General features: G+C 69.1%; 15 protein-coding genes. 1 reads left to right on the plus strand and 14 read right to left on the minus strand.

The window, feature by feature from the left end; all coding sequences use genetic code 11:
- The first annotated feature begins 57 nt into the window (after window positions 1-57).
- Window positions 58-1653: an extracellular catalytic domain type 2 short-chain-length polyhydroxyalkanoate depolymerase gene (locus tag ACWGO0_RS21960; RefSeq protein ID WP_453537414.1), complete on the plus strand. Its 1596-nt coding sequence runs from the start codon at window positions 58-60 to the stop codon at window positions 1651-1653.
- A gap of 115 nt (window positions 1654-1768) precedes the next feature.
- Here ACWGO0_RS21960 and ACWGO0_RS21965 read toward each other — a convergent pair whose 3' ends face one another.
- Genes ACWGO0_RS21965 through ACWGO0_RS22030 form a run of 14 tightly spaced genes read right to left on the minus strand, consistent with a single transcriptional unit; the run spans window position 1769 to window position 15018 of the window.
- On the minus strand, window positions 1769-2485 hold the full coding sequence (locus ACWGO0_RS21965) for a DUF6390 family protein (RefSeq protein ID WP_453537417.1): 717 nt from the start codon (window positions 2483-2485) through the stop codon (window positions 1769-1771).
- Window positions 2486-3592, minus strand: a complete 1107-nt coding sequence (hypE, locus tag ACWGO0_RS21970; RefSeq protein WP_453537420.1) for a hydrogenase expression/formation protein HypE — start codon at window positions 3590-3592, stop codon at window positions 2486-2488.
- Window positions 3593-3600: 8 nt separating this feature from the next.
- Entirely contained in the window at window positions 3601-4704 is a 1104-nt protein-coding gene (hypD, locus tag ACWGO0_RS21975) for a hydrogenase formation protein HypD (protein ID WP_453537423.1), read from the minus strand.
- Window positions 4701-4997 (minus strand): HypC/HybG/HupF family hydrogenase formation chaperone, encoded by a 297-nt coding sequence (locus tag ACWGO0_RS21980; RefSeq protein ID WP_453537426.1) that lies wholly within the window; start codon window positions 4995-4997, stop codon window positions 4701-4703. The genes hypD and ACWGO0_RS21980 overlap by 4 nt, the downstream gene beginning before the upstream one ends.
- Before the next feature lie 47 nt (window positions 4998-5044).
- The gene (gene hypF, locus ACWGO0_RS21985; RefSeq protein WP_453537429.1) at window positions 5045-7597 is read right to left on the minus strand and encodes a carbamoyltransferase HypF; all 2553 of its coding nucleotides are present in this window, start codon (window positions 7595-7597) and stop codon (window positions 5045-5047) included.
- Window positions 7598-7599: 2 nt separating this feature from the next.
- Window positions 7600-8121 (minus strand): hydrogenase maturation protease, encoded by a 522-nt coding sequence (locus ACWGO0_RS21990; protein WP_453537431.1) that lies wholly within the window; start codon window positions 8119-8121, stop codon window positions 7600-7602.
- A 7-nt stretch (window positions 8122-8128) separates the two neighbouring features.
- A complete protein-coding gene (locus ACWGO0_RS21995; protein ID WP_453537434.1) occupies window positions 8129-8341 on the minus strand; it encodes a hypothetical protein in 213 nt (70 codons plus the stop codon).
- A 37-nt stretch (window positions 8342-8378) separates the two neighbouring features.
- Entirely contained in the window at window positions 8379-8498 is a 120-nt protein-coding gene (locus tag ACWGO0_RS22000; protein WP_453537437.1) for a DUF6893 family small protein, read from the minus strand.
- The gene (locus tag ACWGO0_RS22005; protein ID WP_453537440.1) at window positions 8495-9898 is read right to left on the minus strand and encodes a hypothetical protein; all 1404 of its coding nucleotides are present in this window, start codon (window positions 9896-9898) and stop codon (window positions 8495-8497) included. The genes ACWGO0_RS22000 and ACWGO0_RS22005 overlap by 4 nt, the downstream gene beginning before the upstream one ends.
- Window positions 9895-10536, minus strand: a complete 642-nt coding sequence (locus ACWGO0_RS22010) for a DUF6084 family protein (RefSeq protein ID WP_453537442.1) — start codon at window positions 10534-10536, stop codon at window positions 9895-9897. Before ACWGO0_RS22010 ends, ACWGO0_RS22005 begins: the two co-directional genes overlap by 4 nt.
- A complete protein-coding gene (locus tag ACWGO0_RS22015; RefSeq protein ID WP_453537445.1) occupies window positions 10533-11186 on the minus strand; it encodes a DUF5947 family protein in 654 nt (217 codons plus the stop codon). The genes ACWGO0_RS22010 and ACWGO0_RS22015 overlap by 4 nt, the downstream gene beginning before the upstream one ends.
- A complete protein-coding gene (locus ACWGO0_RS22020) occupies window positions 11183-12124 on the minus strand; it encodes a NifU family protein (RefSeq protein ID WP_453537448.1) in 942 nt (313 codons plus the stop codon). The genes ACWGO0_RS22015 and ACWGO0_RS22020 overlap by 4 nt, the downstream gene beginning before the upstream one ends.
- Window positions 12124-13917, minus strand: coding sequence for a nickel-dependent hydrogenase large subunit (locus tag ACWGO0_RS22025; protein ID WP_453537451.1), 1794 nt, complete (start codon window positions 13915-13917; stop codon window positions 12124-12126). The genes ACWGO0_RS22020 and ACWGO0_RS22025 overlap by 1 nt, the downstream gene beginning before the upstream one ends.
- Before the next feature lie 45 nt (window positions 13918-13962).
- Window positions 13963-15018, minus strand: coding sequence for an NADH-quinone oxidoreductase subunit B family protein (locus ACWGO0_RS22030; protein WP_453537454.1), 1056 nt, complete (start codon window positions 15016-15018; stop codon window positions 13963-13965).
- Between the last annotated feature and the right edge of the window lie 156 nt (window positions 15019-15174).

Here is a 15174-nt window from a genome sequence, read left to right on the forward strand (position 1 = left end):
AAAGCTACCGTCACAGCCATCCGAACAAGTGAGCCGCTTCACACCACCGGAGGGTTTGTGCACCTGTCTCTCGGAAGGCTCGGCGGGGCAGCCGCTGGGTTGCTCCTCGCCGTCAGCACGCTCGCTGCGGTTCCCGCCGCTGCCGCTGCTCCCACGCCCGTCGCCGGCGAGCTCAAGTCCTACACGGTCGACGGGGTCTACAGCGCCGGGATCTCGTCCGGCGGCTACATGGCCACGCAGCTCCACGTCGCCTACTCCGGCACGTTCGACGGGTCGGCCGCCTTCGCGTCGGGACCGTACTACTGCGCGCAGAACAACCTGAACAGCGCCCTCAACGCGTGTATGGAGGTCAGCCAGGACCTCCAGCTCGCCAAACTCAAGCAGACCACCAGCGACTGGTCGGCACAAGGCAAGATCGACGACGTCGCGAACCTGTCGGGTGACCGCGTCTATGCCTTCAGCGGATCCAGCGACTCGACGGTCGAGCGCCCCGTGGTCACCGCGCTGAACGACCACTACGCGCACTTCGGCGCCAACGTCCTCTACAACAAGAGCACGACGGCCGGTCACGCCTGGATCAGTCCGCTCGGGCCGAACTCCTGCACCGCTACCGCGACTCCCTTCATCAACAACTGCGGCATCAACGCCGAACGGGACCTGCTGACCCACCTGCTGGGCCCGGTCAACGCACCCGCCGGCACCCCCGGCGGCACGCTGACCCAGTTCGACCAGAACAAATACGCGCCGGGCGGGGCGGCTAAGCCGATCTCCATGGACGAGAAGGGCTTCGTCTACACCCCCACGTCCTGTGAGGGCGGTGCCACGTGCAAGGTGGTAGTGGCCCTGCATGGCTGCAAGCAGGGCTACTCGTACCAGGGCTTCGGCACCCAGTTCATCGACAAGGCGTATCTCAACGAGCACGCCGACACCAACAACCTGATCGTGCTCTATCCGCAGGCCATCGCGACGACCACGCTGGACAACCCGAACGGCTGCTGGAACTGGTGGGGCTACCTCGGCGACGCCGACTACGCCCGGCACGGCGGCAAGCAGATCGAGACGATCATGTCGATGGTCGAGGCGCTCGGCGGCGGAGGTGGCACCACCCCGCCGCCCACGGGCAGCACCACACTGCAGAGCGTCGACGCGGAGGACGGCTACATAAAGGCCGCCGCAGACGGGTCTGGCCCCGGAGTCGGCACGCTGGAGAGCTCCTCCGGCCTGGCCCTGGGCCGAGGCACCGACGGCAGGTTCAACCGCACGATGCTCTCCTTCGACACCTCTGGCATCCCGGCCGGCAAGACGATCACCCGCGCCTACGTCACGCTCACCCGGAGCAGTGGCTCCGGCGACCCGTGGACGAGCCCTGCCGGCAACCGGCTCCTGGTCGACGTGCACAACGGCTGCCTCGGCGGCTGCGGAGTGGAGACCTCCGACTGGGGAGCCACCCCGACCGCACAGGGCGCAGCCCACATCGCCTCGTTCACCTCCGGAAGCAAGGCATCCACCGACCTGTCCTCGGCCGGACTGTCGGCGATCAACCGCTCAGGGAAGACCCAGGTGCGCCTGCGGTTCGAGCAGAACCAGAGCGCGACGGCCTACCTGTTCGTCAACAAGGACACCCAGGCGACCCTGACCGCCGAATACGAGTAGGAAGCCGTACAGCGGGTTCTGGGCGAACAGTGGGACATTCGCCCCGAACCTGCGCTCGTGGGCAGGAACGCGGGGCGTCTGTCAGGAGGCCATGGGCTGAAGCGCTGTGCTCGGTTCACCTGACGAGCAGACCCAGTTCGGTGCGCCGGCGCTCCTCAAGGGACTCGATACGGCCGGCTTGTTCGTCGGTGATCACGTCACACACCCAGTCCCAGTGCAGTGCCACCCGATCTCCGGGGTGGAGCTCGTCGATCAGCGTCCGCCCGCCTGCCGAGCAGCGCACGGTCTCCTGCCGCCATGCGCCGACGACCAGTCCCGCGCCGTCCCAGCACAGGGGGCGCGACCGCACGGTTGCCACGTCGCTGTCGGCACTGACGACCACTCCCGTGCGGATGCGGCACTGGTCCAGCACGGAGAGGGCGGTCGGATGGCCGCTTCTCCGCAGCATCGGTGCCCAGGGATAAACCTCGAACACCTGGAAACTGTGATGGGCCAGGGCACGCCGCCCGGCTTCGCGCCAAGTGCCGCCGACCTGCCCCTGGAACCGGTCGGTCATGCGCTCCATCAGGGCGACGGGATCGGCCCGGTCCAGCAGCTCGCTGCCGATCCAGTAGGCCTCGACCACCCGCACGTCGAGCGGGTCCGGGAGCCCGGCGGTCTCCGCGAGGAACTGGAGATAGCACCAGGCCCCCTCGAACTGCCTGGCCCGCCGCTCGATGTCGGCGCTCGCGTCACGGCGCAGGAGAGCCGCCGCGTCGGCGGGGCCGCAGTAGCCGAGCTCGTTGGGCGGGTAGGCGTATCGCGCGAACAGCAGTGCGCCCTCGGCACTCACTCAGCAGATCCTCGGTAGTTGTTCGCCGATCGGAAGCCCGATAACCCGGCTCCCGCCCAACGCGGTCTTCGCGACCACCATCCCGGCGTGGTCCGGAACGCAGCTGCCGACCTTGCACGCCGACCTGCCCAGGGGATGGGACCGCATCGCGGCCAGTACCCGGTCCGCGTCCTCGGCGGGGACGATCGCGATCAGCTTGCCCTCATTGGCCACCTGGAGCGGATCGAGCCCGAGGAGACTGCACGCGTCCCGCACCGTGGGTGGCACGGGCAGCAGCCGCTCGACCAGTTCGATGCCCACGTCCGAGGCGCGGGCGATCTCGTTGAGCGAAGCCGACACGCCCCCGCGCGTGGGGTCCCGGAGCGTATGGAGGTCCACACCGGTGGCGAGCATCGCGGCGACCAGTCCGTGCAGCGGAGCGGTGTCGCTCTCGACCGTCGTACCGAATTCCAGGCCCTCCCGACAGCTCATCACGGCCACGCCGTGCACGCCGATGTCACCGCTGACGAGCACGGCGTCGCCCGGGCGCGCCCGGCGGGCGTGGATGTCGACACCGGGAGGGACCACGCCGATGCCCGAGGTGTTGATGTAGACGCCGTCACCACTGGCGCGCTCCACGACCTTTGTGTCCCCGGTGACCAGGCGTACGCCGGCGGCCTCGGCGGCCCGCCCCACGGCCTGGGCGATCCGGCCGAGGGCGCTCAGTTCGGTGCCCTCCGCGAGGATGAAGGCGGTCGAGAGGAACAGGGGCGTTGCGCCGGACATGGCCAGGTCATTGACCGTACCGTTCACCGCCAGGTCACCGATCGACCCGCCGGGGAAGAACATCGGCTTCACCACGAACGAGTCCGTGGAGAAGGCGATGCGGGTTTCCGAACCGACTCGCAGGACGGCGGAGTCACCGAGGTCGGCCGCTGCCGCGACACCGTACGCGGGCAGGAACAGGTGCTCGATCAGCTCGCCGGACATCGCGCCGCCGCCCCCGTGGCCCATGACGACGGACGGGGTGTCCCTCAGCGGTACGGGACAGGTCCATCCCTCGAAGTCGAGGTCGGGCACTGCTGCCGTCAGGCCGGTCGCTCCGAACCGTTCGGTCACGTCTTGCATCGCGTCCGTCACTTCGCATCGACCAGTTCGAGCCGGCGGTGGGTGTAGTACGCGGCGCATGCGCCCTCGGACGACACCATGGTTGCGCCGAGCGGGTTCCTCGGCGTGCACTCCTTGCCGAACGCCTCGCACAGGTGCGGCTTGATCAGGCCCTGGAGTACCTCACCCGACCGGCAGAGAGACGACTCGGCGGTGTGGATCCCCGTCACGTCGAACCGCTGCTCCGCGTCGAACTCCCGGTACTTCTCGGAGAGCCGCCAGCCGCTGCGTGGAATCGGCCCGATGCCCCTCCACGTCCGGTCCGTCACCTCGAAGACATCGGCGAGCATCTCCATGGCGGGTACGTTGCCCTCGTCGCGAACGGCCCTGGGGTAGGCGTTCTCCACCTCGTACCTGCCCGCCTCCAGCTGGATGACGGTCCGGCGGACGCCTTCGAGGATGTCCAGGGGCTCGAAGCCCGTGACCACGATCGGCACCTTGTACTTCTGGGCCAGCGGCGGGTACTCGGCCGTCCCCATCACGCTGCACACATGACCCGCGGCGAGGAACGCCTGGACCCGGCAGGTCGAGGATTCCATGATCGCGGCGATCGCGGGCGGGACCAGCACGTGGGAAACCAGCAGGGAGAAATTGCGTACCCCGAGCTTCTTGGCCTGGTACACCGTCATGGCGTTCGCGGGGGCGGTGGTCTCGAAGCCGATTCCGAAGAAGACGACCTCGCGGTCGGGGTTCTCGCGGGCCAGTTTCAGCGCGTCGAGGGGCGAGTACACCACGCGTACGTCGCCGCCGGCGCTCTTGACGGAGAACAGGTCCTGATTGCTGCCGGGCACGCGCAGCATGTCGCCGAACGAGCAGAAGATGACGCCGGGGCGGGCGGCGATCGCCAACGCCCGGTCGATCATCTCCAGCGGGGTGACGCAGACAGGACATCCAGGTCCGTGGATCATCTCCACGCTGTCCGGCAGGAGTTGGTCGATGCCGTGTCGGATGATCGAGTGGGTCTGGCCGCCGCAGACCTCCATCATCGCCCACTTCCGGGTGGTGGCCGCGTGGATCTGGTCGATCAGCTTCTTCGCGAGATCCGGGTCGCTGAACTCTTCGAGGTACTTCACCGGCCGGCTCCTTCGGGGGATGCGCTCTGCTGAGCCGCGCGTTCGAAGCCGTCGCCGAACTCCTCGGCGAGGATGCCGAGGCGCTCGAAGTTGGCGAGGGTGTCCAGTGCCGACCGTTCGTCGAGTCTCTGGATGGCGAATCCGACGTGCACGACGACGTATTCACCGACGGCCGCATCAGGGATGTACTGGAGGCACACCTCCTTGCGCACCCCGCCGAAGTCGACCTCGGCCATCACCGTGCCGTCGACTTCGGCGGTACTGAGGACACGCCCCGGAACAGCCAGACACATGGTCCCTCTTCTCTGTGGATCCCTCTTGGGTACGGGTTGCCGCGGCGTCAGCCCGATGCGGCGATCATGAGCTGGCCAAGGGCGATCCCGCCGTCGTTCGGCGGGAGCAGCCGCGGCCGCAGGACGGTGAAGCCTTGCTCCCTCAGGCCGCGTTGCGTCGCTTCGAGCAGCACGGCGTTCTGGAAGACGCCGCCGCCCAGGGCCACGGCATCGAGGCCGGTGTCCCTACGGCACAGGTCCGCGAGGCCGACCACCAGAGCGGCGACCGCGGCGTGGAACCGCGCGGCGATCAGCCCGGCGGGAACACCGGCCCTCACGTCGGACACCACGGCCCGCACGACCGGGCCCGGGTCTGCGATGGTGGGTTCCTCTCCCGTACCGGGTCGGATTCCGAAGCAGTGGCTGCCCTCCAGCGTTGCGAAGCCGGCCGCCGCGGAGCGGGCCAGCGCCTCCAGCTCCATGGCCGCCTCCGCCTCGTAGGCCACCTCGTGCCGGACGCCGGCCAGGGAGGCGACCGCGTCGAAGAGCCGGCCCATTCCCGACGTGGGCACGCAGCCGAAGCCGGTGGCGAACTGGTGTGCCAGTACGCCGCGTTCAGAAGGGGGGCAGGCCCGGACCGCGGGCAGGTCCTCGTCCCAGGGGACGCCTGCCGCGTGCAGATGAGCGAGGGCCATCCGGTACGGACGGAGGACGCTCGCGTCGCCCCCGGCCAGCGGTACGTAACCGAGGTGCGCGGCCCTGCGGAACGACGCGTAGCCGGCCACCAGGACCTCGCCGCCCCAGGCCGCCCCGTCGTCGCCGTGGCCGGTGCCGTCGAAGGCGATGCCGATCACACGCTCGTGCGCGCCCAGGCCGTGCTCCGCCATCACGGACGCGATGTGCGCGTGGTGGTGCTGCACCGTGCGGACAGGCCGTCCGGCCGCGTGGGCGCGGGCCCAGTCGCCGGAGCGGTAGCCGGGGTGACGGTCGGCCACCAGCCCGGCGGGCGCTACCCCGGTGAGGTCCTCCAGGTGCTTCTCGATCCGGGTGAGCGCGTCGACCGTGGACAGGTCGTCCATGTCGCCGATGTGCTGGCTCAGCCAGGCGTAACGGCCTTCGGCCACCGCGCAGGTGTTCTTCAGATCGGCGCCCACGGCAAGCGTCGGGGGAACGTCGAAGGGCAGCGCGAGCGGCAGCGGGGCGTATCCGCGCGAGCGGCGGAGCGGCAGTTCCGCACCGGCCGCATACCGGCTGACCGAGTCGTCGCACGGCACATGGATCCGCCGGTCGTGCCGAAGCCAGGCATCCACCAGCGGGGCGAGGACGGTCAGCGCGTCCCCGTCGTCCGTGACGATCGGCTCGCCCGACAGATTGGCCGACGTCATCACCAGTGCGTCCGGTCCCGGCCGGTCGTCACCGATCCCGAAGAGCAGGACGTGCAACGGGGTATACGGAAGGAGCAGTCCGAGGTGGGGGCTGCCGGGTGCCACGGCTTCGGACACCCCCGCCCCGGGCCGGTCGGAGTGCCGGGGGAGGAGCACGATCGGCCGGCGGCCACAGGTCAGGAGCTCTTCCTCGTCCGCCGTGAGGGTCACCAGTTCCCGCGCGACGTCGAGGCCCGGGACCATGACCGCGAAGGGCTTGCCGCCGCGCCGTTTACGTCGGCGCAGCTCGGCCACGGCGTCGTCATTGCGGGCGTCGCACACCAGGTGATAGCCGCCGAGGCCCTTGACCGCGACGATCGCGCCGGCGGCGAGGAGCTCCCGCGCGGTCCGCAGCGCGTTCGCATCGTGGGACGGGGACACACCGTTCTTGCCGACGAGTTCGAGACGCGGTCCGCAGTCGGGGCAGGCGATCGGCTGGGCGTGGAAGCGCCGGTCGCGCGGATCCTCGTACTCCGCCCGGCAGGTCGCGCACATCTCGAAGTCCGCCATCGTGGTGGCGGCCCGGTCGTACGGAAGGCCGGTGACGATCGTGAAGCGGGGGCCGCAGTGCGTGCACGTGATGAAGGGGTGGCGGTGGCGCCGGTTCGACGGGTCGCCGAGCTCGTCGAGGCAGTCCCGGCAGGTGGCGATGTCGGGAGAGACGAGCGTTCTGCCCCGGTCGGACGTACTGGAGCGCTCGATGGCGAAGCCCGTGCCCCCGCGCGTCGGCTGTTCGCTCGTGCGCACGTCCTCGACGACCGAGAGCGGCGGGGCGTCGGTACGGAGCCGGCGGCCGAACTCCTCCACGGCCGCGGCCGGTCCCTCGACCTCGGCAAGCACTCCGTCGCCGGTGTTGGTCACCGAACCCGTGAGCATCAGCTCCGAGGCGGTGACGTAGACGAAGGGCCGGAACCCCACGCCCTGTACGACCCCGCGCACCTCGAACCGCCGCCGGATCCGCTGCTCCCGGCCCCGGCCCATCATCTCCAGACCCGACAGAGCCTCCTGGGCCTTCGCGCGGTCGATGAGCTCGACGGCGAAGCCCATGTGGAGAAGCACCCAGTCGTCGCAACCGGGTGCTTCGTCGAGCATGCCGATGTTGACGCGGCGCCGGGCACCCTCCACGTCCACCAGAGCCAGCTGGCCCGCATACCCGTCCACGATCTCCACGACGCGGCCAGGGATTCCTAGGCACATGATCAGGGTCTCCGGGGTTCGGCGCTGTTCAGGGATGCGGCCGGCACGAGCTGCCGGACCAGGGTGTGCACTGCCTGGATCGCCTCGGGCACCGCCTTGCCGACGGCTTCGCTGAGCCCGATGCCCTCCTCGACTCCGGCGGGCGTGCAGCCGACGAGGTAGGTGAGCGGAAGAGTACCGCCCAATTGATCCAGATTTGCAAGGACAGCTACCGGATTCATCCCATGGGCGTCGAATTCACCCGTACCGAGGTCCTCCGCGCCGATGCGGAGCACGGTCACCTCCCCGGGTACGCCGCCCCCCGGGTACGCGTCGACGAGGACCAGCGCGCCGTACCCGTCGAGCAGGTCGTACGCGAGATGCATGCCGCGGATCCCGTAGTCCACCACCCGGACCTGCGGGGGCATCCCGTCGGCGCGGGCCAGCCGGCGTACGACCTCCGGGCCGAAGCCGTCGTCGCCGAGGAACAGATTGCCGATGCCCGCAACCAGCACCCGGGCGGCCGTGTCCGGTTCTTGCGTCATCCTCGGCTCAGCCGCCACCGGACTGGAGGTCGGGCGATTCCGGGTCCTGGGGCTTCTTCGGCTGTACGGAGGTGTCGGAGCGCTCGTCCGCGGTGCCCGAGGGGCGGTCGACGGGGCCGCCTTCCGGCTTGTCCGAGCCGGTGTCGCGGGACCCCTTCGGGCCCCGTTCCTCCTGTGGCTCCTCCTTGATGCCGCCGTTCTTCTCCGGTGTGTCCGCCATGGGGTGCTCCTCACTCACATCATTCGGATCGGGGGTTTCACATCGAACGGATTCGCAGGTAGCGGCGGATGTCGGGGATCGACTTGATCCCGATCCCCACCGCGACGACCGTCACGGCCGCCGCGACGCCGACGGTGATGATGCCCAGGTTCTTCACGATTGGTTCTCCTCTCGGTGCTGCGCGGTCTCCTCGACGGACAGGGGTGTCAGCTCGTCGGGCGCGAAGTAGAAGTAGCGGCCGTACCAGTCGTGCAGGTCCGACGCCGGGTCGTCGACAAGGACCAGGGCGACGTGCGTACCGCCGTCCACGTCCGAGAGAACGGCGGTCACGCGTGCCACCTGGCCGGCGAAGAACAGGTCCTGTGCGTCGGCGCGCCGGGAGGGATGGACCCGGACCAGGCTGCCCTTGGCCACCCTGACCCCGTCGATCATCACCGCGTCGCTCCCGGGCCGTACCGAGGCATCGGCCGCCGGGTCCCACCAGGGTGCGCCCGCGGTGTCGAAGGTGGCGGGCTCGACGTCCCGGACGTCGGCCGCCCGCCCCACGAGAGCCGCCGGTTCGGGCGCGTGGGGGTCGCGCAGCAGTCCGTGCAGCTGTTGGAGGTCGGCGGGCGACATGCCGTCGCACCGGTCGATGATCTCCCGGGCGCGGGGATCGGTGGCACGGGCCTCCGCCTTCTCCTCCTCCGTCATGGTCATGACCCGGAGGGTGAGGATCTCGTCGATCTCGGTCGAGTCGAACAGGGCACCCGGGCTCTGCTCGGCGACCTCCGGGTAGTCGTACAGGATGATCGGCGCGCCGAGCAGGATGTCTTTCGCCCCCTTCGGGCCGGCCAGCACGGGCCAGCACCTGCGCTGTCGGCAACGGCCGGCGGCTGCCGCCGCCCCGGTGGGCGGTTCGAGCAGTGAGACGAACTCGGCGTCGTGCGCCCGGATCAGGAGATGGGCGCCGATCAGCGAGGACCGGATCGCCGCCTCCTTGGTGACGGCCGGCTCCGGGTGCTCGTTGCGCACCGCCACGGAGAGGCGTACGTATCCGCCGTCGACGACGGGTCGCGCACGGACCCGGAACGCCAACGGCAGCCGGCGCCGCACGATCCGGCCCACCTCCACGCCCTGTGCGTCGGTCACCGGTTCGATGTCCTCACCGCCCGGGACCCGGTGGACGGCGTCCGCCTCCTCCGTCAACGGCAAGGCAGTCAGGACGACTTCCTGTTCGACCGCCTCGTCCCAGGACATCACCGACACCCCGTCGACGGTGAGGTGGTCGACCGGTGCGTCCACCCCGTCCTCGCCCGTGGTCCAGACCTCGCGGACCTGGAGCTGGAGGAAGCGCAGATGCACAGTGACGGCCGCCGGCCCGTCATTCGGGGCCAGCAGACACTGCATCTCCATCTCCGGCTCCTCACTGAAACTCGCCGCCGTGGCGTGCGGCGGGCCGAGGACCCCGAACTGCCAACGTGAGCGGTTCTTGTTCGAGCTCGCCCGGTACGGGTAGAGGAGGTACCCCTCGTAAAGGACGGCGTCGGCGATCGAACGCACCTGGTCAAGGCTCACAGGACCACCTCGTCGTGCTCGGCCAGGAGTGCCTGGACCGTCTCGTCCCAGCTGATCAGCCCGCGCCGGGCCCGGAAGTCCGCGAACCGCGCGAGCACCTCGTGGTCCAGCCTGATCCACCCGGTGTTCGGGAAGTGCGCCGCCACCATGCGCCGCCACACCTCCACCGGCATCGAGTACCGGGCCTCGCAGTCCCACGGCACCTGCTCGACCCCGAAGCCCTTGCTGCCGCGGGTGAAGACCGTGCCGGAGAACATCAGGACCAGAGGGACCGAACCCTCTCCCAGGGCGTGCAGATAGCGGGAACCGATCACGTCGAAGTCGTACGTGCAGGGCAGGGCGAGGTCCACCTCGGTCGCGCCGCTGAACCCCTGCACCGTGGTGTCGCAGCTCATCCACTGGAACGGCTTCAAGGTGTCCGTCCAGCGGTCCCGGCCGCCGAACAGTGCTACCAGCCCGCTCTGTTCGGCATCGTCGTAGTGGCGTCGCTGCGGCTCGATGCGGACTTGGCAGTGCAGCGCGATGGCGTGGATGCGCCGGCCCGTCCGCTCCTCGATCCGCAGTCGAGCGGTCAGCTGCGGCGCGGCCGCGTACGGCTCGGCGAACACGTCGAGCACGGAGAAAACGAAGTCGTTCACTGCGCTCCGATCCCGGCGGCGGGCCGGCTGCGGTCAGCCACCCGAGCGAAGAAGCCGTCCATCGCGGCCCGCGCCTCGGAGCCGCCGTCGAACCCGCGCCACAGTGTGCGCAGTTGCCCCACCAGTTCGTAACAGGCGTCGATCGGCACCAGATGGCACGATCCGCCGCTCCCTTCCGTGCGCCGGATCAGCAGTGCCTCCACGTCGGGGCGCAGCACGGTGAGTTCCGGGCTCGACTCGACGACGGCCGCCCAGGCGTCCAGCGGCAGCTCCGACTCGGTGGCCCCGGCGGGGCCCGGGTAGAACGCGACCATGCGGTCCATGACGGAGTTGCGGAACAGGAAGGCGAGCCCGACGGGAATCTGCAGTTCGTCCCAGGCACGCCCGTCCACGGTCAGTCCGTCGAAGTGCAGATAGCGCTCGGGGACCGCCCGGTAGTGCAGCTGTGCTCCCTCGTCGGTGAACAGCAGATAGCAGGCCCGGCATCCGCACATCAGGGCGCGGCTGTCGAGGTTCACCACATGGGGGTGGCCCTCGCCGATCGGCGCGGCACACATCTCGCAGCGCTCACCGGCAGGCGGCTGCGGCCGGTTGCGTGTGAGGCGCAGCAGGGTGGATGCCGGGGAGGCGGAACGGCCGGCCGCGATCACGGCGCCACCGCCGCGGGCACCGAAACGGAGACCGCGGCACCGTCCGACAGCAGCGGCAGCGGGGCCAGGTGCGCACCGTCCTCGTCGAGGCAGACCCCGGCCCGCCGCACGTCGTAGTGCGCACGGCACCCGGCGCAGCGAAGGATCGCGTCCCCGGGCCCACCGCCCAGCCGCCGCGTCAGCGTGGCGCCCTCGAACGGCCGCTCGCAACGCGCGCACCGGTCCTCGAAGGCAAGGAGGTCCGCGCCCACACGGCAGACAACCACCGGCATTCTGCCGACGTCCACCCGGGCCACCGCGCCGGACTCCAGCCCCGACAGTTCCGGCACGACGTGCCAGAAGGCGCCGTCGTCGCCGGCCGCGGCGTCCGCGTGCAGCCGGGCGAACAGGGAGTCCACCGGCACCAGCGGCCCCGCCGCCCCGGCATCCTCGTCGGCCGCGGTCTCGACCTCGATCGAGGTGATCTCCGGAGCCGCAGCCTCCACCGCCCCCTGCACGGCAAGCTTCAGCGTGACCGAGGACGAAGGACAGCCGTCGCAACTGCCCAGCAGCCGCAACCGGACGGTGCCCTCGTCGGTGACAGCGAGCAGCTCCACATCACCGCCGTGCGACCCCAGATACGGCCGCACACTCTCCAGCGCCTGCTCGACCCGGGTCTCCACGCCGTACGGGTGCAGCCCGTGGACCAGCAGGACGCTGGCCACCAGGTCGTCGCCGGCCAGAGCGGCCAGGACGTCGTCGTCCAGCCGCCCCTGCTCGTGCACGAGGTCGAGCAGCCGTTCCAGCCCGGCGCCGTAGAAGTCGGCGACGAGCCGGACCAGTTCCTCGCTGCGTTCGCGGGCGACCGCGCCGCCCGAGCCGCTGGCGGCGATCAGGGTGTCAATGCGTTCACCGGTCGCACGCCAGTCGGGCGCGGCCGGGGACTCCTCCCGCGCCATCACTCGCTGCCCGCGGACTGGGTGGGGGAGTGCAGGAGTTCCAGCTTCTTGCCCTCGCCGAGATACATGTGCACGCCGCAGGGCAGACAGGGGTCGAAGCTGCGCACCGTGCGCATGATGTCGATGCCCTTGAAGTGCTCCCGGTCGTTCTCCTCGAAGATCGGCTGGCCCTGCACGGCGTCCTCGTAGGGGCCGGGAGTGCCGTACGTGTCGCGGGGGCTGGCGTTCCACGGAGTCGGCGGGTACGGGTGGTAGTTGGCGATCTTGCCGTCCCGGATCACCATGTGGTGCGAGAGGACACCGCGTACCGCCTCGGTGAACCCGCAGCCCACACCCTCTTCGGGCACCTCGAACTTCTCCCAGGTCTTGGTGTTTCCCGAGCGGATCTCCACGAGCGCCTTCTCCGCGAAGTGGAGCGCGCAGGCGGCCGCGTACGCCTGGAAGTAGCTGCGCGCACGGTTGCGCTCGATGGTGTTGCTCCACTTCGGGACGTGCCACTCCAGCTCCACCGGCCCCTTGAGCGCGGTCTTGGGGAGGTTGATCTTGACGCTGTGGCCGGTGGCCTGGATGTAGCCGATGTCGACCAGACCGGCCAGCGCTGTGGTCCACAGCCGCGCGAGCGGCCCACCGCCCGTGTCGAGAGCCAGGTAGTCCTTGCCGTCGAACCACCGCGGTGACATGACCCAGCTGTACTTGCCGTCCAGGTCCCGTTTCTGCGGTTGCGGGTTGGTGTGCTGGTTCCACGGGTGGCGCCGGTCGACCGGATTGCCGAGCGGGTCGTGGGAGACGAAGGTCTCCTGCTCCTCCCAGTCGTTGTAGTACGACGAACCGAGCAGAATCCGGATGCCGAGGTTGATCTCCACCAGGTCAGTGGTGACCAGCTTCCCGTCGACGACCACACCGGGGGTGACATACATCTTGCGTCCCCAGTCGGTCATGTCCTTGTACTCGAAGTTGCAGTACTCCGGGTCCTGGAAGGAGCCCCAGCAGCCCAGCAGGATGCGCCGGTTGCCGACCTGCTCGTACCCCGGCAGGGCTTCGTAGAAGAAGTCGAAGAGATCGTCGTGCATCGGCACGACCTTCTTCATGAACTCGACGTACCGCTGGAGCCGGGTGATGTAGTCCGTCATCAGCTGAATGGTCGCCACGGTGCCTACGCCGCCGGGATACAGCGTGGAGGGATGGACGTGCCGGCCCTCCATCAGACAGAACATCTCCCGGGTCATACGGCTGACCTGGAGCGCCTCGCGGTAGAACTCGCCGGTGAACGGGTTCAGCGACCGCATGATGTCGCCGATGGTCTTGTACCCGTGGGCGTCGGCATGCGGTGAGGGGGTGCGGTTGGCCTGCTCCAGCACCCCTGGGTTGGTCTCCGCGACCATCTTCTCGCAGTAGTCGACCCCGACCAGGTTCTCCTGGAAGATGTTGTGGTCGAACATGTACTCCGCGGCCTCGCCGAGATTCACGATCCATTCGCCGAGGTGCGGCGGCTTCACCCCGTACGCCATGTTCTGCGCGTAACAGGAACACGTGGCGTGGTTGTCACCGCAGATTCCGCAGATGCGACTTGTGATGAAGTGCGCGTCCCGCGGATCCTTTCCCTTCATGAAGACCGAATAGCCGCGGAAGATGGAACTGGTGCTGTGGCACTCCGCGACCACCTTCTGCTTGAAGTCGATCTTCGTGTAGATGCCCAGGCTGCCGACGATCCGGGTAATGGGATCCCACGCCATTTCGACCAGGTCATTCTTTCCCCGGCCTCCTCCGGCACCCTTGTGCTGCGTCGCGGTCATTGCGCCGCCTCATCTTTCTGTCTGTTGCGGTGATTTCGCGGTCACTTACCAGGTGCGTGTGGCGCCGGTCTTGAGTTCCTTGCCAGGCTTACGCCATTTCGGTTCGCGGTCGAGGGTGTGGGTGGTGATGTGGCGCAGGCGCCGCATCGTCGACCCGTACAGTCCGACCGCGTTGGTCGAGAGCTTTCCGCCGGGGGGTTCGTCCATGAACGGCATGAACTTGTCCGGAAACCCGGGCATGGTGCAGCCGATGCAGATCCCACCGACGTTGGGGCAGCCGCCGATGCCGTTCATCCAGCCGCGCTTGGGCACGTTGCACTTGACCGTGGGGCCCCAGCAGCCCAGCTTGACGATGCACTTCGGCGAGCCGTACTCCGTCGCGAAGTCGGCCTGCTCGTAGTACCCGGCCCGGTCGCAGCCCTCGTGGACCGTCGCTCCGAACAGCCACGTCGGCCGCAGCGCGTCGTCGAGGGGGATCATCGGAGCCTGGTCGGTGGCCATGTAGAGCAGGTAGGTGAGTGTCTCCGACAGGTTGTCCGGCTGGATCGGGCAGCCGGGGACGCACACGATCGGGATGCCGGCCTTGGACTTCCAGTCCCAGCCCAGGTAGTCGGGGACCCCCATCGCGCCGGTCGGGTTGCCCGCCATGGCATGGATGCCGCCGTACGTCGCGCAGGTGCCGACCGCGACGATCGCGGTCGCCTTCGGGGCGAGCCGGTCGAGCCATTCGCTGGTGGTCATCGGCTGACCGGTGGCGGGATCGTTGCCGAATCCGCACCAGTACCCGTCGTCGTGCAGTTTCTCGTTCGGGATGGATCCCTCGACCACCAGGACGAACGGTTCCAGTTCTCCACGATCGGCCTTGAAGAACCATTCGAGGAAATCGTCCGCGCCGCCGTTGGGCCCGCACTCGAAATCGATGAGCGGCCAGTGGACGGCAACCTGCGGAAGTCCTGGCAGGGCGCCGAGTGCGATCTCCTCGATGCTCGGCTGAGTGGCGGCGGTCAGAGCGACCGAATCGCCGTCACAGCTCAGTCCGGCGTTGATCCACAGCACGTGGATCAGTGTGTCCTCCGCCTTTACCGCTTCCTCTGTCGGCATGGCAGTGCCGCCTTTCAGGATGACGGCCCACCGGCCATCGGCCCCCTGGATGGGTATGCGCACATTGCTACCATCACGCCTCGATTCGAGAGCATCGGCAACACGGGGAATTCCCGTCCCCGCCTCACCACCGGGGGCCGAATGACCGCCTGCGGT

The organism is Streptomyces sp. NPDC055749 (assembly GCF_053617235.1).